At 44.7% G+C, this 20,398-nt stretch carries 17 protein-coding genes; 9 read left to right on the plus strand and 8 right to left on the minus strand.

Annotated elements, in window-relative coordinates; genetic code table 11:
* Positions 1–3: 3 nt before the first annotated feature.
* The 5 genes from IRQ95_RS11080 to IRQ95_RS11100 all read right to left on the minus strand — a co-directional run bounded on the left by IRQ95_RS11080 (position 4) and on the right by IRQ95_RS11100 (position 5,836).
* A complete protein-coding gene (locus IRQ95_RS11080) occupies positions 4–1,203 on the minus strand; it encodes an MFS transporter (RefSeq protein WP_194436989.1) in 1,200 nt (399 codons plus the stop codon).
* Between the two features lie 200 nt (positions 1,204–1,403).
* Complete coding sequence (fabV, locus tag IRQ95_RS11085) at positions 1,404–2,600, minus strand: enoyl-ACP reductase FabV (protein ID WP_194436990.1); 1,197 nt, start codon at positions 2,598–2,600, stop codon at positions 1,404–1,406.
* A gap of 16 nt (positions 2,601–2,616) precedes the next feature.
* Positions 2,617–3,033 (minus strand): MaoC family dehydratase, encoded by a 417-nt coding sequence (locus IRQ95_RS11090; protein ID WP_194436991.1) that lies wholly within the window; start codon positions 3,031–3,033, stop codon positions 2,617–2,619.
* Between the two features lie 88 nt (positions 3,034–3,121).
* Positions 3,122–4,738, minus strand: coding sequence for an acyl CoA:acetate/3-ketoacid CoA transferase (locus IRQ95_RS11095; protein WP_194436992.1), 1,617 nt, complete (start codon positions 4,736–4,738; stop codon positions 3,122–3,124).
* A gap of 189 nt (positions 4,739–4,927) precedes the next feature.
* Positions 4,928–5,836, minus strand: a complete 909-nt coding sequence (locus tag IRQ95_RS11100) for a LysR family transcriptional regulator (RefSeq protein WP_123783499.1) — start codon at positions 5,834–5,836, stop codon at positions 4,928–4,930.
* 304 nt (positions 5,837–6,140) lie between these two features.
* Here IRQ95_RS11100 and IRQ95_RS11105 point away from each other — a divergent pair, with 304 nt between their 5' ends.
* Positions 6,141–6,875, plus strand: coding sequence for a beta-ketoacyl-ACP reductase (locus IRQ95_RS11105; protein WP_194436993.1), 735 nt, complete (start codon positions 6,141–6,143; stop codon positions 6,873–6,875).
* Between the two features lie 12 nt (positions 6,876–6,887).
* Complete coding sequence (locus IRQ95_RS11110) at positions 6,888–8,099, plus strand: acetyl-CoA C-acetyltransferase (RefSeq protein WP_194436994.1); 1,212 nt, start codon at positions 6,888–6,890, stop codon at positions 8,097–8,099.
* A gap of 131 nt (positions 8,100–8,230) precedes the next feature.
* On the opposite strand, the gene IRQ95_RS11115 is transcribed toward IRQ95_RS11110, so the two are convergent.
* Complete coding sequence (locus IRQ95_RS11115; RefSeq protein ID WP_194436995.1) at positions 8,231–8,629, minus strand: SAM-dependent methyltransferase; 399 nt, start codon at positions 8,627–8,629, stop codon at positions 8,231–8,233.
* Positions 8,630–8,633: 4 nt separating this feature from the next.
* Positions 8,634–9,515: a DMT family transporter gene (locus tag IRQ95_RS11120; protein ID WP_194436996.1), complete on the minus strand. Its 882-nt coding sequence runs from the start codon at positions 9,513–9,515 to the stop codon at positions 8,634–8,636.
* 121 nt (positions 9,516–9,636) lie between these two features.
* Between IRQ95_RS11120 and IRQ95_RS11125 the strand changes: the two genes are divergently transcribed.
* The 3 genes from IRQ95_RS11125 to IRQ95_RS11135 all read left to right on the plus strand — a co-directional run bounded on the left by IRQ95_RS11125 (position 9,637) and on the right by IRQ95_RS11135 (position 12,095).
* On the plus strand, positions 9,637–10,218 hold the full coding sequence (locus tag IRQ95_RS11125) for a TetR/AcrR family transcriptional regulator (RefSeq protein WP_194436997.1): 582 nt from the start codon (positions 9,637–9,639) through the stop codon (positions 10,216–10,218).
* A 309-nt stretch (positions 10,219–10,527) separates the two neighbouring features.
* Positions 10,528–11,049 carry a TetR/AcrR family transcriptional regulator gene (locus tag IRQ95_RS11130; protein ID WP_194436998.1) on the plus strand — a complete coding sequence of 174 codons (522 nt, stop codon included), beginning with the start codon at positions 10,528–10,530 and terminating at the stop codon, positions 11,047–11,049.
* A complete protein-coding gene (locus IRQ95_RS11135) occupies positions 11,049–12,095 on the plus strand; it encodes an alcohol dehydrogenase family protein (RefSeq protein WP_194436999.1) in 1,047 nt (348 codons plus the stop codon). Before IRQ95_RS11130 ends, IRQ95_RS11135 begins: the two co-directional genes overlap by 1 nt.
* An 83-nt stretch (positions 12,096–12,178) precedes the next feature.
* On the opposite strand, the gene IRQ95_RS11140 is transcribed toward IRQ95_RS11135, so the two are convergent.
* Positions 12,179–15,454 carry a mechanosensitive ion channel domain-containing protein gene (locus tag IRQ95_RS11140; protein ID WP_228481380.1) on the minus strand — a complete coding sequence of 1,092 codons (3,276 nt, stop codon included), beginning with the start codon at positions 15,452–15,454 and terminating at the stop codon, positions 12,179–12,181.
* Positions 15,455–15,853: 399 nt separating this feature from the next.
* On the opposite strand from IRQ95_RS11140, the gene IRQ95_RS11145 reads away from it, so the two are divergent.
* From IRQ95_RS11145 to IRQ95_RS11160, 4 genes are all read left to right on the plus strand, one after another.
* The gene (locus IRQ95_RS11145) at positions 15,854–17,530 is read left to right on the plus strand and encodes a flagellar assembly protein A (protein ID WP_194437001.1); all 1,677 of its coding nucleotides are present in this window, start codon (positions 15,854–15,856) and stop codon (positions 17,528–17,530) included.
* Between the two features lie 386 nt (positions 17,531–17,916).
* Positions 17,917–18,642, plus strand: a complete 726-nt coding sequence (locus IRQ95_RS11150) for an IclR family transcriptional regulator (RefSeq protein WP_164675310.1) — start codon at positions 17,917–17,919, stop codon at positions 18,640–18,642.
* Positions 18,643–18,647: 5 nt separating this feature from the next.
* Complete coding sequence (locus IRQ95_RS11155) at positions 18,648–19,481, plus strand: arginase family protein (protein ID WP_194437002.1); 834 nt, start codon at positions 18,648–18,650, stop codon at positions 19,479–19,481.
* Positions 19,482–20,234: 753 nt separating this feature from the next.
* The gene (locus IRQ95_RS11160) at positions 20,235–20,387 is read left to right on the plus strand and encodes a hypothetical protein (protein ID WP_194437003.1); all 153 of its coding nucleotides are present in this window, start codon (positions 20,235–20,237) and stop codon (positions 20,385–20,387) included.
* Positions 20,388–20,398: the final 11 nt, after the last annotated feature.

The raw sequence follows: 20,398 nt of genomic DNA on the forward strand, positions 1-20,398 counted from the left end.
TCCTTAAGCGCTTTTGGTTTCAGCATTGATGACTTCAGGTTTCTTGCCCGTTTCAGGCAGGAAGAAACTGGCGAGGAAGAAGGTTGATGAGCAGATAACAGCGAAGGTTGCTGCGTATGCGATGTTACCCGTCATGTCCGCAAGTACACCGGCAAAATACATTAATACGGTTTCGATCATGTAAGAAATAGACCAGAACATACCAAATATCACTGTAATGCGTCCTGGCGTCATATTAGGTAGCTCTTGTGGCAATGTAACGAGTGAGGTCATCGGTACGAACATAAAGAACCCCGCCATAAATGCCGCGATATATGCGATTGTCGCGCTGCCAGTGGTGATCATAAGTGCTGCAAAGGCTGTCATGGCAAGACCACAGTAGCGGATCACAGGCACGCGCAGTGGGTAACGTTTCGCGACGATAATACCCGCGATCGTGCCAACCATACCGGCTCCGATCATGATAGAAGAAAGGTATTTCGCTTCAGCGGCAAATGTTGGTACCAGTGGGAATAGGGCAAAAACCGAGATGTAGCAGAATAGTAGGCCTGAATATGCAATGGGTAGCCACCAGTTTACCGACTCTTTCATGCCGTCTTTTAATGTGTATGCGGCTTGTTCTTTGTTATCCGCAGTGCTTGATAGCGAGAAGTCATCACTGATAAACCACCATACTACAAGGATTGCTAAGCTGATCGCTGAGATAGCCAGAATAACATTTTGCCAATTACCGAGACTCGCGAGCAGTGAACCCGTGAACAGGATTGCCAGTAAGTTACCCATGTTAAAGGCTGCAGCGTTGATGCCGTTGATCAATGGGCGTTCTTCAGCCGAGAAGTATTTGATGACAATAGGGTTAAAATACACAATGGCGAATGCGCCACCAAAACCCATGACTAAGCGTGAGAATACGTATAGCGGGTAGTTTGAGGCAAAGGCACCAATTGCTCCTGCGACGATAAGCAAAGAAGCAATTGTGAAGGCTTTTTTTGGCCCCATTTTGACCAGTAACCAAGCCGCGGCTAAGTTACCAATAATTTTGGCAATGGTAATCGCATTGGTCATCCAAGTGGCAGCTGCCATACCGTCGATGTTGTAGTAGGACATGATGTCTTTGGTCATCATTGAACCTGCTACCCAAGACATGGCGAACAATGCATAGGTGAGAAATATCGTTATCTCAATAAGATGTTTCTTGTTCATAATGTGTACCTTGTAGGGTGATATTAGATTTATTTTCCAAGGTTAATAATACCCCAATAAAAACAGGGTATTATCCTTAATTTGCAATAATGAATTGTGTGAAGTTGCTAGCAAAATTGTTTTTATATCTTTATTTTTCAATAAGATAAAAAAATCCCCGCGAGTTGGCGGGGATGAAATTTGGGTTGCTAATATGCTTATTACGGCTGTAATAATGCTAGCTTTTCAATATCGACAGGCGCATCGTAATCGACGTCATTAAAACCAAATCCATTCAGTTGCAAAAAGTCGAGTTTGTAGCCATCGTAGTCGCCGATTTGGCTAAAGTTATCAGCCGTCATCTGTGCCATAAGTGTTTTGACTTGTTGTTGAGTTTCGGGCTCAAGTTCCCAGTCATCAATACGAATCAAACGCGCTTCATCGACCGGTACATGCTCCTGATACAAGCGGTTAGCGAATAAACGCTGCATCTGCTCTATACAGCCTTCATGGGTTCCTTTCTGCTTCATCACCTTAAACAGTGAAAGAATGTATGGCGAAAAGGCAGGAATAAAGACACTCGCTTTGGTCACCAGAGCTTTACAGACCGAGACGTAAGCCTCGCCGCCAAGTTGATTAAGGGTTTGATTCAATGTGTCCGCTGTACGATGCAGGTGCGCTTTGGCGCTGCCTAACGTCCCTTTATGGTAGATTGGGTAGGTGACTTCAGGACCGACGTAAGAGTAAGCAACCGTCTTGCAACCTTGTGCCAGTACTTGGGCGTCTGCCAACATTTCGATCCAGCTTTGCCAATCTTCACCACCCATCACTTTGATGGTTGATTCCATCTCTTCTGCGGAAGCTGTACCCACTTCCATGGATTCTAGGCAGTCTTTTTCAATATTAATGGTTGGCCCGACAACCGGCTCGCCAGAGGTTTTGATTGCCGAGCGCCAAAGCTCACCCGTCTCAGGGTTCGGTCTTACACCCGTTGCCAAGCTGTAGACCACTAAATCGACCTGACCACCAAATTCATTTTTGATGTAGTCGACCACTTGTTGGCGCATGTCAGCAGAGAAGGCGTCGCCGACGAAATTCTTAGCAATCAGTCCGTGTTTTTCTGCTTCTTGGCGAAAATAGATGTTGTTGTACCATCCGGCAGTACCGACGCCTTTGTCGCTAGGACCACGCTCAAATGAGACGCCAATCGTATCAGCTTGGGCGCCACCAAAAGCGAGGCTGATACGTGACGCTAACCCAAAGCCTGAAGACGCGCCAAGAACCAGCACCTTTTTTGGTCCTTGAGCAATCTGCTGCGCATTTTGGACGTAATTGATTTGGTTCAGTACCGCTTGATGGCAGCCTACAGGGTGAGCAGAGCGTGCGACTACACCTTGAATTTGAGGTTTAATAATCATGGTAAATCCTTAAATTTTAATGCTTTGGAGGCATAACTGTCGCCATACCTTCAATAACGACTTTGTTATTTTGATTAATACTGCGCGTTGCGAGTTTGACGATGTTCTTCGCTCGATTGATCTCAATTACTTCCACTTCAGCGCGAATGGTGTCGCCGATATAAACCGGCGCGGTGAATTTCAGCTCTTGTCCTAAGTAGATGGTGCCGGGTCCAGGCAGCTGCATGCCGAGTACCGCAGAGGTTAAGCCCGATACCATGATGCCGTGCGCCACGCGATTGCCGAAAATACTCTTCTGCCCAGCAATTTGGCTGACATGGACGGGATTGATATCACCGCTGATGCCGCAGAACATCTGGATATCAGATTCGCTAATGGTTTTTTCAAAGTGGGCACTTTGGCCCAGTTCTAACTGGTCAATGGAATAACTCATAGTGGTGTTTCTCATGGAAATAGTTTTGCGATAAAAACCGTGATTCTTATGGCAAGACTATCTCCCTCTGTGAAGAGGGAGAGTCGTTTTACGCCGCGACATATTGAGTGTTGATTTCGCTTTGCTCGTTATGTGGCTCACTCTGCAGCCCTGCCGTGAGCGTTAATCCCATCGGTTGGTCATTAAAAATGCGTGCATCCATTAGCTTAAGATCAGGGCTGATGAGCGGTTTGAATGCCATTTGTTGTAAGACATCTTTTTCCAAATCTACCCCAGGCGCGATTTCAATCAGCTCTAAGGTGGTTTCGCCCAATCTGAACACTGCGCGCTCGGTAATGTAGAGCACGGGTTTATGGTTACGTCTGGCGATATCGGCGGAAAACGTAATTTGTTGCACTTGGTTGATAAGCTTTTGGATATGACCATCGTTGATGATTTTTAGCTCACCATTGCCAGTTTCAATTTCAAGCTTGCCTGCGGTAAAAGTGCCGCAGAAAAATACTTGCTTGGCATTTTGCGTAATATTGATAAAGCCACCGCAGCCCGCGATTTTGCTGCCAAACTTAGAGACGTTAAGGTTACCGAATTGGTCGCATTCTGCTAAACCAAGGAAGGCCTGATCGATGCCGCCGCCGTCATAAAAATCAAACATTTGATCTTGAGTGATGACTGCTTCAGGAAACGCTGAGGCGCCAAAACTCAATCCACCAGCAGGCGTGCCCCCAATGGCGCCGGGTTCGACAGTCGCAATCATTTGATCGGTAATCCCTTCTTCATCAGTTACTTCGGCAATGACTTCCGGCACGCCGATACCGTAATTTAGGATCGCACCTTGTTTAAGCTCCATAGCGGCGCGTCGAGCAATGATTTTTTTCGCATCCAAACAGCGAATTGATGAAGCTTTCTCCGTGGCTTGGCCTCGTCCGCAATAGGCTGGGTTCATTGCCTCTGCGAAAGTCTGCATGTGCTCTTCAGGCTCTGCGATCACTACCGCATTAACAAAGATACCCGGAATGCGCACTTGTTGCGGATCGAGCGTACCTGCTTTGACCAACTGCTTAACTTGTACAATAACGGTGCCACCCAAGTTGGTCACTAACTGAGCTGCGGCGAGGTTTTCTAAAAACAGGCACTCATCTTCCATGGTGATGTTGCCGTTTTCATCTGCGGTTGTGCCACGAAGTAACGCCACATTTGGGTTGATCCGTTTGTAGAAGAGAAATTCTTCACCATCAATATTCATGACAGAAACGCGATCTTCTGTGGTGACTTGGTTGATCTTGCCGCCGCCAAGGCGAGGATCAACAAAGGTGCCCAAACCAACGTGAGATAAGGTGCCAGGTTTGCCTGCCGCGGAGTCGCGTAAAAGCTGAGCAATGACACCCTGCGGGAAGTTGTAGCCTTGAATTTGATCTTGATTGGCGAGTTGCTGCAATCTTGGGATCAGCCCCCAATGCCCACCACAAGCCATACTGACCATGCCAGGGTAGGAGAGGTGATTGGTCGCTTTATCGACGCCATTGCCCTGGCCGGCAGTGAAATAGAGTTCGAGGTTGTTAGGGTGGCCGGTGTTTAAATAGCGCTCACCAACCGCTTTTTCGATCGCTTCAGGAACCACAGCGCCAATAAAGCCGCCGAGAATCACTCTGTCACCATCATTAATTAAGTTAGAAGCTTGTAGGGCTGTTAACACTTTTATTTTCATTATTAGTTTTCCTTCTGGAAAAATATTATTGCTTTGAGCAGATGCTGCTTAGCTGATGGAAAAAGTGTATTGGCTTCTGATTAATGAAAAAATAGACAATAAAAGGAAAGATAATTGCGTATAAGGGATAATATGAGTTAAGAGAAAGGCAAATAAAAAGAGCAACCTAGGTTACTCTTGATGTGTGAGTTATTCCGCTTCAGAGATTTCTCTGACGCGCCTAATTAGGTAATCCTTAAAGTTGACGCAGCGCACGGGCATCTGCTTTCTTGGACGATAGTAGAGGCTAAATTCGAACTCACTGTTGGTGTACTCACGAAGTACAGGCATTAATGAACCATCGTTAAGCTCATTCTCAATTAAGCGCACTGGCAGATAGCCAATACCTCCGCCATTGAGTGCTACGGTTTTGATAAATTGGCTGTCTTCCACTTCGACGGTTTGTGAGATATTTACCGTGGTCATCTCACCATCTCGTTCAAAGACCCACTTACTGCCACCAACCAAGGTCGAGGCATACAGGCAGTTGTGACGGCGCAAATCTTCTGGTTGCTCAGGCTCACCATATTTTTCAACGTATTGCGGTGAGCAACATGCCATCAGCGGGTATTTCAGCAGTGAACGCTTGACCAACAAGCTGTCTTTTTCTTGAAAACCTTGATAGATGGCACTGGCTCGAATAGCAAAATCAATCTCATCGATATGATCCATATCGAAGGCCGTTTCTAGGATACGAAAGGTGACATGCGGGTGTTGTTGCAGATATTCACCGACGATGGTACCGAGAAAATCACGGGCAAAAAGTGGGGTAGAGGCGATACGAATGATGCCTCGATCGTCATTTCCGAGGTTTTGTATTTCAGTAAATATCTCATCTATTTCACTATTTACGCGATTAAAGCGTTCAAACAAACGTAATCCCGCTTGTGTTGGCACCACTTTGCGCGTTGAACGCTTGAGCAAGCTGATCCCCATACTCTCTTCGAGTTCGATGATCCAACGGCTTCCCGCTGATGCAGATATGCCATAGTGCTTCGCCGCAAGGCTAAATGAACCTGTACGGACAACATGGAGGAAATAGACGATTTTATCGAGCATAGTAGCGACCTTAATTATTGCATTTACAGCGCAATAAATTTATAGCTCAGCTAAGAATTCGAGAACATCTCCTTAGTTAATATTAGCTAACTAGGTCAAAATTTCTTGTTTAATCATGTCAGTCTCGTTTAGTACAAACAAAGTTATGCTTGGTTTTCAATATTAAATTATCCCTTTTTTGCAATAGTGTTTTGAATTGGAATCAGTCAACAAAGCGCCATTCACTTCATAGAATAGGTTCACCTACTGCGAATAAAACTATGCCAAGACATAGCCTCGCACCCTATCAAAATAAGGTGAAATTATGCTTACCAATAAAATCTGTATCGTAACTGGAGGCGCTCAAGGAATTGGTCGCTGTATCGTTGAAACATTCGCGAAGCAACATGCTGCCATGGTCTATGCATGCGACATGAACACGCAAGTCGCTCAAGAGTTAGAAGAGCAGTATGACAATGTCAAAGTGAAACAATTGAATGTTTGTGATCGTGCCGCGATACAAGGTTTAGTGGAGGAGATCCAAGCTGCGCATGGCAAAGTCGATGTGCTGGTCAATAACGCAGGGATCACTCGCGATAACTTGCTTGATCGTATGACAGAAGATGATTGGGATCTGGTGATCAACGTTAACCTAAAGGGTGTGTTTAATATGACTCAAGCTGTTGCCCCAGTGATGATCGAAAACGGTGCTGGATCGATCATTACGATGTCTTCGGTTGTGGGTACAGATGGCAACATCGGTCAAAGTAATTACGGCGCAACTAAAGGTGGTGTTATTGCGATGACCAAAGGCTGGGCAAAAGAATTTTCTCGCAAAGGTGCACAAGTACGTGCGAACTGCGTAGCGCCTGGGTTTATTGAAACGCCAATGACAGTGGATTTGCCAGAGAAAGTGTTGGATTACATGAAATCAAAAACGCCGCTGGGTCGTATGGGTAAACCCGAAGATATTGCCAATGGCGTGGCGTTTCTAGCCAGCGATAGTGCAAGTTTTATTACCGGTCAGACGTTGAAAATTGATGGCGGTTTGGTGATTTAAGAGGGCAGTAAGATGAGAAAAGTTTATATCGTTGCTGCTAAGCGCACTGCGTTAGGTAGTTTTGGCGGCAGCCTCGCGGCTATCCCTGCTTGTAAGCTTGGTGGACATGCAATTCGCGCGGCGTTGCAACAAGCGAACGTAGTACCTGAATTAGTCGATGAAGTTATTGTTGGTAATGTACTTGGCGCAGGGCAAGGAATGGGACCAGGTCGTCAAGCCGCCAAGTTTGCGGGGGTGCCTGATTCAGTACCCGCTTATACGTTGAATATGATTTGCGGCAGTGGGATGAAAACCGTAATGGAAGCGGCGAGTAAGATCAAAGCTGGGGATGCCGATTTGGTCGTTGCTGCCGGGATGGAGAATATGTCGAGCGCTCCTTATGTGCTGGATGGTAAAAACCGCTTTGGCAGTAAAATGGGTCATCAACAACTGCTTGATACCATGATTAACGATGGTCTGACCGATGCGTTTAATCAGTACCATATGGGGATGACGGCAGAAAACATTGCCGATAAGTACCAGATTAGCCGCCAGACTCAAGATGAGTTTGCCTTATGTAGCCAACAGCGAGCGGTAGAAGCGATCAATGCGGGTCGATTCAATGATGAAATTGTTCCTATTGAGGTTATGCAGCGACGCCAAATGATCAGCTTTGCTCAAGATGAATATCCGCGTCATGATGCTTCTATTGAGAGCCTAGGAAAGCTTAGACCGGCGTTTAGGAAAGAGGGCAGTGTGACGGCAGGGAATGCATCGGGCATCAATGATGGCGGTGTCGCATTTGTGCTTGCTTCGGCTGATGCAGTCGCTATTCATCAGCTTAAGCCGTTGGCTGAGATCGTAAGTTACGGTCAAGGTGGGCTTGATCCGGCGTATATGGGGTTAGGCCCTGTGCCTGCGGTAGAGCAAGCTTTGGACCGCGCACAAATGACCTTGGCAGATATGCAGTTACTTGAATTAAATGAGGCGTTTGCAGCGCAAGCACTTGGCGTAATGCACGGTTTGAGTGAAAAGTATCAATTGCCTATGACATGGTTCGATGACAAAACCAACGTTAATGGTGGCGCAATTGCGCTTGGGCATCCGTTAGGTGCATCTGGTGGCCGTATTTTGACGACCTTGCTTTATGAGATGGATAAGCGTCAACTGGAGTATGGTTTAGCGTCATTGTGTATTGGTGGCGGCATGGGCACTGCGATAGTGATCAAAAAACTATCGGCGTAATTCAACGTAAATATTGATTTGCCAAAAAGCGGTGAGTTTAAATCACCGCTTTTTCTGTACTCTTAAGACCTCTCACATCTCTAATCATCTATTCTCACATCTTTAGCTTCAAACTCTCAGATCTATAACTCTCATATCTCATTTCTCTCTTGATAAATTGCTGGTTTTATATCGAGTAAAGGCGTGCCGTTTAAGCAATCTAACCCTCTGACAATCAGATAGTCTTCACCAATCTCCTCAATCGGAAGAATAGCCGCACCAATAGGATTAGGACGGTGTGGTGAGCGGAGTGCAAACGTGCCTACTGGTTGTCCTTGTCTACTTTGCAGCATGAGATCGCGCTTCGCCTGCTCAAGCCAGTAAAGAATAAGAATGGGCTGCCCTTTCGCGAGACCGGTTAGAGCACTTTGGTATTGATCATCTAGCTGAATGCGGCAAGGGCTTTGATGTTGATGGATGTTATGTGGACATGCATCAAGGGTTGCAAAAGGAGTTTGGATGGTGCCGATGTAGTTTAAAACATTATTCATGGCGTTATTCCTCACGCATTGAAATTAAGCTATAGAAAAACAGAGTGATTAAGATGATGGCTCCGCCAATTAAGCTTGCGTTGGCTGGTATTTCAGCGAAGAAAATTAGTGCCCAAATTGGAGCGAGAACCGTTTCTAGCATTAATGTCATTGAGACTTCAGCAGAGGTAATGTAGCGCGTGGCAACCATTGAAAATACGCGCCCTAGCGGTGCTGTAAGCAATCCCATTGCTGCCATGATCAGCCAAGTCTCTAAGCTATATTCGCTGGGAGCGGCAAAGGAAAACATCACGATTGCCAGTAGCAATCCACCTAAGCCAACAGCAGCTAAGCGACTAACGTGATGAAATTTGCGTAGTAAGGTAAACATTAGCGAAACACAGATCACGGAGAACAGGGCAAGTAGATCACCAAGCCAGTAGCCGGAACCAAATGATCCTGAAACCACCACACTAATACCGATCATCACTGCGATGATCGCTACTACGGTTGAACGGTTGATCTTTTCTTTCAACATTAGCCAACTGAACATCGCGGCGATGGCAGGCGTGGCACTTAAGATGATAAATGTGTTCGCGACCGAGGTATTTTTGAGACTAAATACCAAGCCGGAAGCGCTCCCCACCATAAGTATCCCCGCAATCAGCAATGGCCAACCGCTCTGTTTAACGGCTTGTCTGATTCCGCGTTTATCATTGATTTTAAGCAAGATCGGCATTGAGATAGCACTGAATAAGCCAAATAAAAAAGCGGTATCGAAGCCACTGACGTTGGCGTAGCGAATAAATATCGGATCTAGGCTCATTAGCATTGCGCCACCAATCGCGAGCAAAAAACCATGACGGCGGGTTGGGTTTGGCTGGGTTATGTCGCTAGTTAAGTTCATGAGAATTACTCTTATTAATAAATCATACCGATGAGTATGATTTTGTGTCTCGCTTGAGTCAAGAGAAATCATACCGTATAGTATGATTGTTATTTGGCAGTAAACTGAGCAAGTCGAGTTGATGAGTAAGATTGAACAGAATAGACAAAGAAAAAAGCAGGCGATATTAAGCTCAGCGAGAGAGAGTTTTCTTTTGGAAGGATATGTCGCGACTAGCGTGGATGAAATTGCGAGTCGAGCACAGATCACTAAGCAGACGTTGTATCGCTATTTTGCTTCCAAACAAGAATTGTTTGAGGCGACACTGCATGATATTGCGAGCCAGCACGACCAGTCATATGTAGAAGCATTGCAACAAAATGATGTTCGTATGGCGCTGGTTAGTTTCGCTGAAGGCTTTGTACAATTTCACCTTTCAACCGAGCACCTGGCAACCTATCGATTACTAGTAAACGAAAGTGTCCAAGCGCCCGAAATGGTGCAAAGCTTCTTTGAAGTGGGACCTGACTCGACAGAGCAAGTATTAGCGGATTTTATGCAGCAGCATTTCCCGCAGCACGTTGATAAAACCGAACTTTGGCTAGCAATGTTACTCGCGCCGAGAAATGGTGCTTTGCTTGGGATGCAAAACTTAAATGAGCAACAGATTAAGCAACATGCCGAAAAAGCGACGGACTTTTTCTTAGCGGCTTTGTCAGCTTAAACGATGATGCCCTTAGTTGGGACAAGATACTGATTCAAAGAGCCCTGCGCTCTCAATCCTAGGTTTTGAGAGCGAGTGGCTGACTCTTATAGCGGTTAATTAAACCGTTACCACCGATTTTTGTTTACTGTATCGGCGTAAATTTGTCTTCTGTCGGTAAATTATATGTCGATGTTTACAATGTAAATTGAATATTTTTTGTCAGACTTGTCGCATGAGATTTGGCGTTTAATTGAGCAATTCATTGACAAGGTAGAATGAACGCTTTACTTTAAAGGTAGAGTAAACGTTCTACCTGAGGTTAAATTTATGCTTAAACATCAAATTGCAGCGGATCTGGAGAAAGCCTTCAGCCAATTCGGTTTTGCAGAACCGAGCGTGTCACAGCTAAAAGATGCCTGTAATGTCAGCTTAAGAACGCTCTACAAATACTATTCCTCAAAAGAGCAGATGATTGCTGCGGCTTTAGAGCACCGTCATCAGCGCTATATTCAGTTTTTGCTCGAAGACAACCGCGCAACAGGGTTAGAAGGCGTGTTGATTATTTTCGATAAATTGGCGGTTTGGATGCGTGAATTTGCCCCTAATGGCTGCATGTCGAGCAATGCTGTGGCGGCTTTTCCTGACAATAGTGAAATCCGACAAGCTGTCACAAGGCATAAACTCGACGTGCTGGAATTATTGAGTGAAAAAAGCCAGCAGCCTCAAGTTGCAACTCACTTGTTGCTAATCCATGAAGGTATTTCAAACTCATGGACTGTGTTGGGTGAGCAATCAATAGTCAGTGCAAAACAATTGGCGACTACGTTATTACATGGAGAAGTACAATAATGAATATTCCAAAGCAGATGAGAGGCGTCGAACTAATCGGTCATGGTGGTCCTGAGATGCTTCGTTATCGAGAAGATATTGAAGTGCCTAAGCCGAAAGAGTACGAAGTGCTCGTGCAAGTGTTAGCCGCGGGGGTGAATAACACAGATATTAATACACGCACCGCTTGGTATTCGAAAGGCGATAACGATAGTGCAGACGCGAGTTGGTCTGGGAAAGCGCTTGAACTTCCGCTTATCCAAGGTGCGGACGTGTGTGGAGTGATAGTGGCGGTGGGCGAGTGTGTCGACTCTGCACGTATTGGTGAACGCGTGCTGATAGAGCCAAGCTTGCAGGAAATCAATGGTGAGCAATTAACATCTCCTTGGTATTTTGGCTCAGAATGTAATGGTGGTTTCGCGGAATACACGGTTGTATCGGTGAAACATGCTTATCCTATTGATAGCCCGCTTTCTTCTGTTGAGTTGGCAACTTTTCCTTGTTCCTATTCCACGGCAGAAAATATGCTCACCCGCTCTCAAGTTATCGATCAAGATACGGTATTGGTAACAGGCGCATCAGGGGGCGTTGGATCGGCGGCTGTGCAATTGGCTAAGGCGCGTGGCGCTCGCGTGATCGCGATCACCAGTGCGGGTAAAAAACAGCAGTTGTTGGATCTTGGTGCAGATGTGATTGTGGATCGCAGTGACGATCTGGTTGAAGTGTTGGGTCAGAACAGCGTTGATGTGGTGATCGATCTCGTTGCTGGTCAGCAATGGCCTGAATTACTTAAAGTACTGAAACCCAAAGGGCGTTATGCAGTATCAGGGGCTATTGGTGGAGCGATGGTTGAACTTGATGTGCGAACGCTCTACCTAAAGGATTTAAGCTTTTTTGGTTGTACAGTGCTAGAGCCGCAAGTGTTTCATAACCTTGTTAAAGTGATTGAATCAGGGAAAATTCAACCAATTCTTGCTCAAGTGTTTGATTTGAAAGATATCAATCAGGCTCAGGATACGTTTGAACAAAAACGTCATGTCGGTAAAATCGTATTATCGGTGGCTTAACGCCTGTTTAAGCTGCACGGTTTTCGATCTTTATTTGGTTGTCTATGCCCAAGCAACCTGCGGTTACTTGGGTGTTTATCCTATTATTTTGTATCGGCATCGGGCGCATCCGGCCAGTCGCGCACGTGCACATCCATCTGTGGAAACGCAATCTCGATACCATGCTGTTTAAACAGTTGATCGATCTTCTTGTTAACCAGATGAATGGTTGATAAGCGGTGATCGATCGAATTGATGTGGATACGCAATTCAAAGTCTAAACTGCTGGCTCCAAATGCCAAGAAAAATACTGAAGGTGCAGGATCATTAAGAATCAACGGATGCTCTTGCGCTGATTGATAGAGGAGATCCTCTACTTTCTCCACATCCGATCCATAAGCGACGCCAATCGGGATCACGATACGGGTAATCGAATCGGTCAGCGACCAGTTGATCAGCTTTTCAGTAATAAAGGTCTTATTTGGCACTACGATCTCTTTGTTATCCCAATCAATGATGGTTGTCGCCCGGGTTTCAATCTTACTCACCGTGCCCGATAGATCGTTGATTGTGACAATGTCACCGATTCTAATCGGTCGCTCAAACAATAAGATTAATCCCGAGATGAAATTGGCAAAAATCTCTTGCAGACCAAACCCCAGCCCAACGCCGAACGCAGCGACTAACCATTGTAGACGAGACCATTGAAAGCCAAGTAATGCAAAGGCAGATAATACCCCAGTCATGAGGATCAGATAACGCAGTAAAGTTGTGACTGCATAACCGGTACCCGGTGCTAGCTCTAAGCGGCGTAGTACCAGTAGCTCGAGAATGCCGGGTAAGTTCCTGACACCCACAAAGGTGACGAGCAAGGTGATTAGAGCGTAGATGAGGGATTGCAGGGTGACATCAACCAGTGTGGCACTGCCACTGATGGTTTCGCTCACCTGCCAAACCACGACATTGTTAAGTAGAGAGGTCATTTCGAGTGCGCTCGACCAAAGCGTAATGATTGCGATTACTAACCCAATGACTGATAACCCACGTAGTAGTGTTAGTGACTGCTCACTGACTTGTTCACTCGCTAACCCTTGCTCCTCAACTTCAGGAAAATCTTCACGTAACTCAGCAATCTCTGGTGGTTCATCGGCTTGTTTTTGTTGCTGGGCTATCAGTTCTTCTCGCCGTGCAAGTAGGCGTTGATAGTTGAGTTGACGGTGTTCGAGCTTTAACCAACGTTGACCAAGTTGGTAAATAAATAGAATGGTTAACGCGACAAAAATGGTGGCTTGTTGGTAAACCAGTAACATCCATGCGGCGATATAGAGCCCGAGTATGGCCATAATGGCTATTGCGAGCATTGAGCCCATAATCAAACTTCGTAAGAACATTAACCCCACTCTTTGCCCCAGTGAGTTGGGTAAGGCTGTGGGCACGCGGTGATGTTTGAGCAATGCCGAATAGACAGCCGTTAAGCTTAAAATAAAGATCAGAAAGCATACCCTTGATGCTTCGGCTTCCTGCTCTTGAGCCACTAGCTCCACACAAAAAATTACAAACAGAAACAGAGTAAATGGCCAACGAACGCGCTTGCTGTGTTTATGTAAGTAATCACAAACGGATTCGGGCCAGTTTAAGTGGAGTTCAAGTAATCCCTTTTTGCTGCTGATGGTGTGGCTAAACTCAAGCACAAATAATGAGGCAGCACTGCCAATTATCAGGGTACGAAAATCATTGGTGTTATCTGATGGGAGGAGCCAGAACAAAAGAGCCGCGGTGATGACATACCAAATGGGCATAATTGCGGCTCTGATCAGTGTAGAGAGCAGTAATAGAACACTATTTTGGAAGCGATCTTTTACTGGGTGTCCAAACACGACTTTAAACTCATCTCTTTTGCACAGCGAGTGCTCAGTGAGCTTGCGATATATGAAGTAGAAAACCAATGAGTAGAAAATGAATAGGGCACCAACTTGAGTCAGTTTTGTTGTGTCCAGACGATCCATCGTTGATGCTAGCGGGGTGGATGAACCAAACCAGACGGTCTTATTAAAACTGGTTAAGTGCTCCCATAACGGTACATTGCTTCTGGTCCATAATTGTTGTTCTCGTAAGAAACTGCGCGCGTCCTCGACTTCGAGAGCGTATTGATTGAGTGATAATTGAAGCTTGCCTAGTGCGACGATCAATTTTTCATAATCTTGGGATAATTGACTGAGCAGTTGATTGGATAAATCTGCTAGCTGATCGTTTGGGGCAGCTTGAGGCTGCGACGCCAATACGGCGTTCGTGAGCGAGTAGTCATTGAGTAACTGGCTAATTTCATATTTTCTAATATGCGTGTTCGCAATCGTATCGGGAATGGCTTTGCTATTGACGGAATTGGGTAAGCGGCGTAGCTGCGCTCTGATTGAAGCACCAAAAGCGGTACTATTACGCAGCCAAGAGAGATTCTGTTTTATGAGCTGTTGCTCTTCTGCCAAGCTGCGGCGCTGAGCTTCGGTTTTTTGGGTTTCAATTCGTGCTTGGTCTATATCGACCAACACTTTTTCCAACTCTTGGGCGTATTGACGAAGTTGGTCGACAGCCGCTTGCCTCTCTGGCTGGTCTTTCTCGACCTTTTCGCTCACATCGAGTGCTTCGGCAATCAGTGCTCGAACTGACTTTTGTTCAACCTGAGTGAGTCGTTCTTGCAGATTAATGATCAAGGGCGTGGCGGTTTGAATTTTCTTTTCTAGTAGCTTTTGTTCCAGTCTAAGCAGTTCAGTGCGCTCGTCGAGACTTTGCAGTTCAAATGAGGTCACCTCGCGTTTGAGCTTTAGCTCCGCCAAATTTGCACTTTGCGACCACTGTTCTATCTCACTCTCTTGTGATTGAGTCGTTAGAGATGCTTGCTCAATTTGCTTGTCCTGTTGAGCTAGGCTGATAGGAAGAGCTGTTCGATCGCTGTTGAGTTTATTTGCTTGGTCACTATTGGATTGGTAAGAACTACGCCACTCACTCATTGCGGCTTGAAGAGAAGCGATCGCTTGAGTTAAGTCGTTATAACTGCGTAGATTATCGGTGGCAAAAATCTTGAGATCGTCGGTATTTTCTATTTGTTGATTGAGGCGCTCACGCAGTGTTGGGTATTGATTGATGATCTGCTGAAAATTATCGCGCTCGGATTTGAGTTTCTCAAAACTGTTGAGCTGCACACGGAGTTTGTCGTATTGCGCGATCAGCAGTTCGTCTTTTGGCGACTCAGTCTTTAGTTTACTAATTTCAGCTTCAACACTTTCTACTGAAGGCAACGCTTGAGCGCCAACTGGTATACAAACGAATACTAAAATGAGCACAAGGCACAGTTGAGGCACCCAGGTTGGTCTTATTCCAAGCAAATCCAGCTCCTTGAGGTTACTTGGGGATAAAGATAAGTGTATATGCAAAATGACCATTCAGCCTGACAGCTAGATTTGCGTTACTTGGACTTGAGTCATGATGACTGATTTACAATAGGTGCAACTAGATTGATATTAATTTTCACTTATCAAGTTATTTTGATTGAATTTAGAACCAGCCTGACACAATTAGTAACCTTACTGTTGAGAAAAATGACGACACGTGTTTGAAAATGTTAGCGATTTCATACTTATATTTAAGCAACTTATATACACTTAAAGTAGTAAACACTTGGTTCAAAGAGGGCTAGTTGGTTCTTATCAGGACCCTACATTTATCTCTTAGTATTAAGTTTCCAAGCGGTCATTCGTTTAAATCAATACTGAATTAGGTGAAATATGTGGAAAGAGATCGTCTCTTTATCTGACGATGGCAAACGAGTCGTGGCAAAGCTTCCTACCGGTCTGTCGCTATCTCGTGACACGGTGTTAAACAATTTGCCGCAGGCTTTACTTGGGCTAGAAGCTCAGAATTTCTTTGTTTATGATGAAGAAGTGTTGCGTTTTCTTACTCTGGCTAAAGAAGGAAAAGCCGAATCTTTCCAAGGAATAATCATTGCTGAAAAACTTGATGCCTTTGTTGAGCTAACGGTCTCAGATGATGGCATGTTAGCTACGATGATTATTACTGGTGCTTATGGCGGGAAACCGCTAGATGGCCCGACACTCTTACAGACATTAGCTGGTGGCTCGGTAACGAAAGGCATTAATAAGTTAGCCTTAAAAAAGGTACTAGCGGTTAGCCGTCAACTTCAGCCAGGCAAACAATTCTCTCAGCCAATCGCGGCGGGCAAAAGCCCCATCAACGGTAAAGACACTCAGTTTATCCCTTTAGTAAAAGATGTATCTAAACAAGTTCTTGCTCCCGTTGAAGATGAGACGGGCAAAGTTGATATGCTTAATCTTGGCGAGACAGTCAGTGTTGTCGTCAACCAACCTTTAATGCGTCGAGTTGCTTTCACTACGGGCGTTCCGGGTTTAACGGTACAAGGAAAAGTTATTCCTGCTTTAGATGGGAAAGATCTGTTGCTAAAGGAAGGCAAAGGATCACTCATTTCAGATCAAGATCCAGATGTATTGATCGCCGCGGTTGCCGGGATGCCGATCCTTCGAGATTCGACCGTTGACGTAGACGACGTACTGATACTCGATACGATTGGAGTTGCGACTGGACACGTTAAGTTTAAAGGTAACTTACTGGTTAAAGGTAACGTTGAGTCAGATATGAAGGTTCGAGCCACAGGGAATATCACCATTGGTGGTTTTGTTGAATCTGCAGATATTCAAGCCCAAGGTGATATCGAGGTCGCCAAAGGCATCATTGGTCATAATGTTTCTGATAATCAGCAAAAATCTTGTGTGGTAAAAGCTGGTGGAACTATAAAAGCGAATTACGCTCAATTTTCTGAATTACAAGCTGGGCATGATATCGAACTTACCATTCATTGTATGAACAATGAGATTCGCTGTGGAAATAACTTGGTGGTCTGCGATAAAAATGGTCGTCAAGGTACACTGAGCGGAGGTAGCGCTAAAGTTGGTGGTAAGGTTCTATGTGTGAACTTGGGAGTTGAAGGCGACACCGCAACATTTGTTCATGGTTTTGCGCGCTATAAGATGCATAAAGATCGTCAGAGTAAGTTCCGCGATCACTATCAAGTTTCGCAGGAGTCTACTATGGATATCGTGCGTAAGGAGCTAGAGTTCAAAAAGCGGCCTAAAGCTGAACGGAGTGAAGAAGAAGCGGAACAAATTGAAGCAAGCAAAATAGCGGCCAATGCCCAGCTAGAAAAAATCAAAAGGGCGAAAGAAACGCACCAAGAAGAATTTGATCGCTTGCTGACAGAAAATACTGTGCAAGCAACCAAGAAGGTCTTTACTCGCGTGATTGTTCAGTTTGGGGAGGATAAAGTGACCACTAAGCGAGTGCATGGTGCTGCGGTATTTTCCTATAACCATTTTAAAATTGAGTGTAGCTCGATGATCGACGAAGAGTTGTTGCAAGAAGAGTTATAGGCGCCAAACCTTCAGTACGGTGAAACATTGTTGGAACATCCTTTTTTTAACAGTAGTGAGCGCACGGTGAAATAACGCGAATTTCGCAAATTATATTTCTCGTATAGCAAGAATTGCTAGATTTTTGTTTTGCGGATTTGCTCACTATCTATATTTTCCTTTGCTGGCACAATTCCTCATGTGGAACGCGATTAATTATGCTGGCATGCATAGAATTGGCGGCAATTTAGAGAAACGTTTGCCCTCGTCATTATTGTCAGATAATAAAAAAACACACATTCTTACTTGATGAGAATTCGTTATTCTTTGTCTTTATAAATTCTCATATCCTAGGAATACCATTTGGTCAATCCAATCCGAAACGTTACAACATTAGTATGAATTCGATGAAGCAAAATTCTGGTCAGGTCAACGAAAAACTGCTGCAGCTATTAATGCAAGTTGCAGTTAACGACGAGCCTGTGACTGCCAAGACTCTTAGTGATCTTTTAGGTACGCCAATTAGTAGTCTTTACCGTCATTTAAAATTACTCAAAGAGTGGAACCTAATTGAGGAAAGTCCAAGTGACAAAACCTTGATCATAGGTCCGGCGGCACTACTTTTAATGCGTAGCTATGAAACCAGTCAACATGATTTGGATGCGGTTGATGCCGTTCTCAACCGCTTGCAAAAGCAAACTGGTGAAATGGCTGCTTACATGGTGCCGGTTGGATATCGCGCACTGTGCGTGAGCCGCAAAGAGAGTATGCAAGCCCTGCGCTGTAGTTACGTTCAAGGACAGAGCCAACCACTATTGCGCGGTGCATCATCGAAGGTAATGCTTGCGTTTATGCCGGCACAGCGCCGTGAAAAGATTTTACGTTACTTTGGTGAAGCTCACCGTATTAATGAGTGGCAGCAGGATCTTGACGCGATTCGTGCACAAGGTTACGCATTCAGTACTTCTGAGATCGATCCTGGTGTGTCCGGTATCAGTGCGCCAGTAATGAAGGGATCGAAGCTAGTGGGTGCGATTTCAGTTATGGCTCCTGCACATCGAGTTCAACAAAATCAGCAAAGGATCATCCTTCACGTACTTCAAGCAGCGAGGGCTCTGCCCCCAGAAAGGTAACGCATATGTTCGGCTTATTTCGACGCAATAAAACTCACAGTATTACTGGTGTTTCCGCTTTCTCAATGGTGTTGATGAGTATTTCTCAATCCATAAAACCGATGAAAGCCGTTGAGTTCGAAATGGCCGATCAGAGTTTGCAGGACGTTTTTGATTGGCTAGCTGAGCAAGAGAACAGTCGCTGGTTAAATGGCGGCCACTATACACTGTCTGAACAGATGATTGGCCGCTATCAACTTAATTTAAGCCGTTATTTAGGCTCACATACCCTTCCCGTCGTGTTTAGCAATTGCACTGAGGGAGTGCTTCATGCACTACCATTGATCAACAGTCATCAAAAAGAGCTTGGGATTATTCATATTGGTAATCAATTTGAGATAAAACCCAGTCTCGAACCCGAATTGGGTTCGGCCTATCATTTCGCACTGGCGCGTTTTAGTGAACTACGCCTATTTTGCATGGGAATTGATAGCTCACGGCAAAGTGAAAAAACGTTTGAATACGCAGAAGATCTTGGTTGTGATTGGATGACGTTGTCAGAGTGCCAGTTTACGCACCGTTTCCATATGAAAGAGCAACTTGCAAGCTACTTAGCTCATTGTGATCAAGTCGTATTGAATATTGATCTTGCTTCATTGTGTTCTCAATCATTTGGCGGGACAGATCGCCAGTTAGACATACAGATGATTAACCGCATCATTCGTCAGTGCTTAGTTTCTGGCAAGGTGAAGATGGTTCAGCTGGTTGGTTGGAAAGACAAGCATATTTTCGCAAAATCAACATTAGCGATATTACAAGAGTTGGCCGGAATGGTACCAACGACCGATAAAGTTGCGTAACCAGTAATTTATCGACTAAAGCTTGTGCTGACACTCTAGATGGTGTTCTTTGAGCAGTTTCACGATAGGTGTATCAAGCGAATTTCACGTCTGCTAAAAATACAAAAGCTGGCTAAAGAGCCAGCTTAGACGTTGCTTTTTATCTACAATTTTACGATTTCGTTGCTGGTTTATTAACTTCTTTCCAGTATTGAATGCGAATTCGATGTAATTGTGCTTTTCTCATTTTCTTCATGAAATTTCCTCACTTAATTCTTGCTGCGATATGCGCATGTGTGAATACAGTTCCTCATGAACTCTTTGAATGTAGCTGTGTTCGGTTTCTATAGCTAGGATTTTGATCACATTTTTGTGCCGAAATCCTGTTGTCTTTAACTCTTAATATGGCTGACATCTCACTATAATCTCCGTGACAATAAAAAGTCATAAAAATGCCACTTAAATTAAATTTAAATAAAACAATTATTTAACCATTAAATTGCCGCTTATTTATTTCAAGCATGTTTGATGCCAAGATTTTTCAGTGCTCATGTCATATGTAGCCTGAATTCGAGTGTGATTTTAATCATGTTTAATGATGGAAATGTGACAGGTTTCTAACCCTATAGAATTGAACAAAAAACAACCTCAGTGCGACTTTTTTGTTGGCATAAATTTTGTGACCTTGTATCGCTTTTGTTATTCACTTGATTGACTAAGCAATTTTCAAGGCGTAGATTGTAAGTATCTGTTAAACCAATGAGAGGTAACGCTATGTTAGTTTTAGCATTTCTAGCAATCGCTATAGGCGTATTTTTTGGCTCTTGGGTATGCCACCACGGATTACCCATGATGGGGCTGCATGTGGATACCTCTGATGCTTTACTTATTTGTGAAATGACAGGACAAGACGTGCTAGAAGCATAAAATCGCTGAGT

Origin of the sequence: Vibrio fluminensis, assembly GCF_015278125.1 — a bacterium.
GTDB classification, from domain to species: domain Bacteria; phylum Pseudomonadota; class Gammaproteobacteria; order Enterobacterales; family Vibrionaceae; genus Vibrio; species Vibrio fluminensis.

Coding starts and splice junctions, on each gene's coding strand:
- IRQ95_RS11080 (WP_194436989.1), bottom strand. CDS start 1,203: ATGAACAAGAAACATCTTATTGAGATAACGATATTTCTCACCTATGCA.
- fabV (WP_194436990.1), bottom strand. CDS start 2,600: ATGATTATTAAACCTCAAATTCAAGGTGTAGTCGCACGCTCTGCTCAC.
- IRQ95_RS11090 (WP_194436991.1), bottom strand. CDS start 3,033: ATGAGTTATTCCATTGACCAGTTAGAACTGGGCCAAAGTGCCCACTTT.
- IRQ95_RS11095 (WP_194436992.1), bottom strand. CDS start 4,738: ATGAAAATAAAAGTGTTAACAGCCCTACAAGCTTCTAACTTAATTAAT.
- IRQ95_RS11100 (WP_123783499.1), bottom strand. CDS start 5,836: ATGCTCGATAAAATCGTCTATTTCCTCCATGTTGTCCGTACAGGTTCA.
- IRQ95_RS11105 (WP_194436993.1), top strand. CDS start 6,141: ATGCTTACCAATAAAATCTGTATCGTAACTGGAGGCGCTCAAGGAATT.
- IRQ95_RS11110 (WP_194436994.1), top strand. CDS start 6,888: ATGAGAAAAGTTTATATCGTTGCTGCTAAGCGCACTGCGTTAGGTAGT.
- IRQ95_RS11115 (WP_194436995.1), bottom strand. CDS start 8,629: ATGAATAATGTTTTAAACTACATCGGCACCATCCAAACTCCTTTTGCA.
- IRQ95_RS11120 (WP_194436996.1), bottom strand. CDS start 9,515: ATGAACTTAACTAGCGACATAACCCAGCCAAACCCAACCCGCCGTCAT.
- IRQ95_RS11125 (WP_194436997.1), top strand. CDS start 9,637: ATGAGTAAGATTGAACAGAATAGACAAAGAAAAAAGCAGGCGATATTA.
- IRQ95_RS11130 (WP_194436998.1), top strand. CDS start 10,528: ATGCTTAAACATCAAATTGCAGCGGATCTGGAGAAAGCCTTCAGCCAA.
- IRQ95_RS11135 (WP_194436999.1), top strand. CDS start 11,049: ATGAATATTCCAAAGCAGATGAGAGGCGTCGAACTAATCGGTCATGGT.
- IRQ95_RS11145 (WP_194437001.1), top strand. CDS start 15,854: ATGTGGAAAGAGATCGTCTCTTTATCTGACGATGGCAAACGAGTCGTG.
- IRQ95_RS11150 (WP_164675310.1), top strand. CDS start 17,917: ATGAAGCAAAATTCTGGTCAGGTCAACGAAAAACTGCTGCAGCTATTA.
- IRQ95_RS11155 (WP_194437002.1), top strand. CDS start 18,648: ATGTTCGGCTTATTTCGACGCAATAAAACTCACAGTATTACTGGTGTT.
- IRQ95_RS11160 (WP_194437003.1), top strand. CDS start 20,235: ATGTTAGTTTTAGCATTTCTAGCAATCGCTATAGGCGTATTTTTTGGC.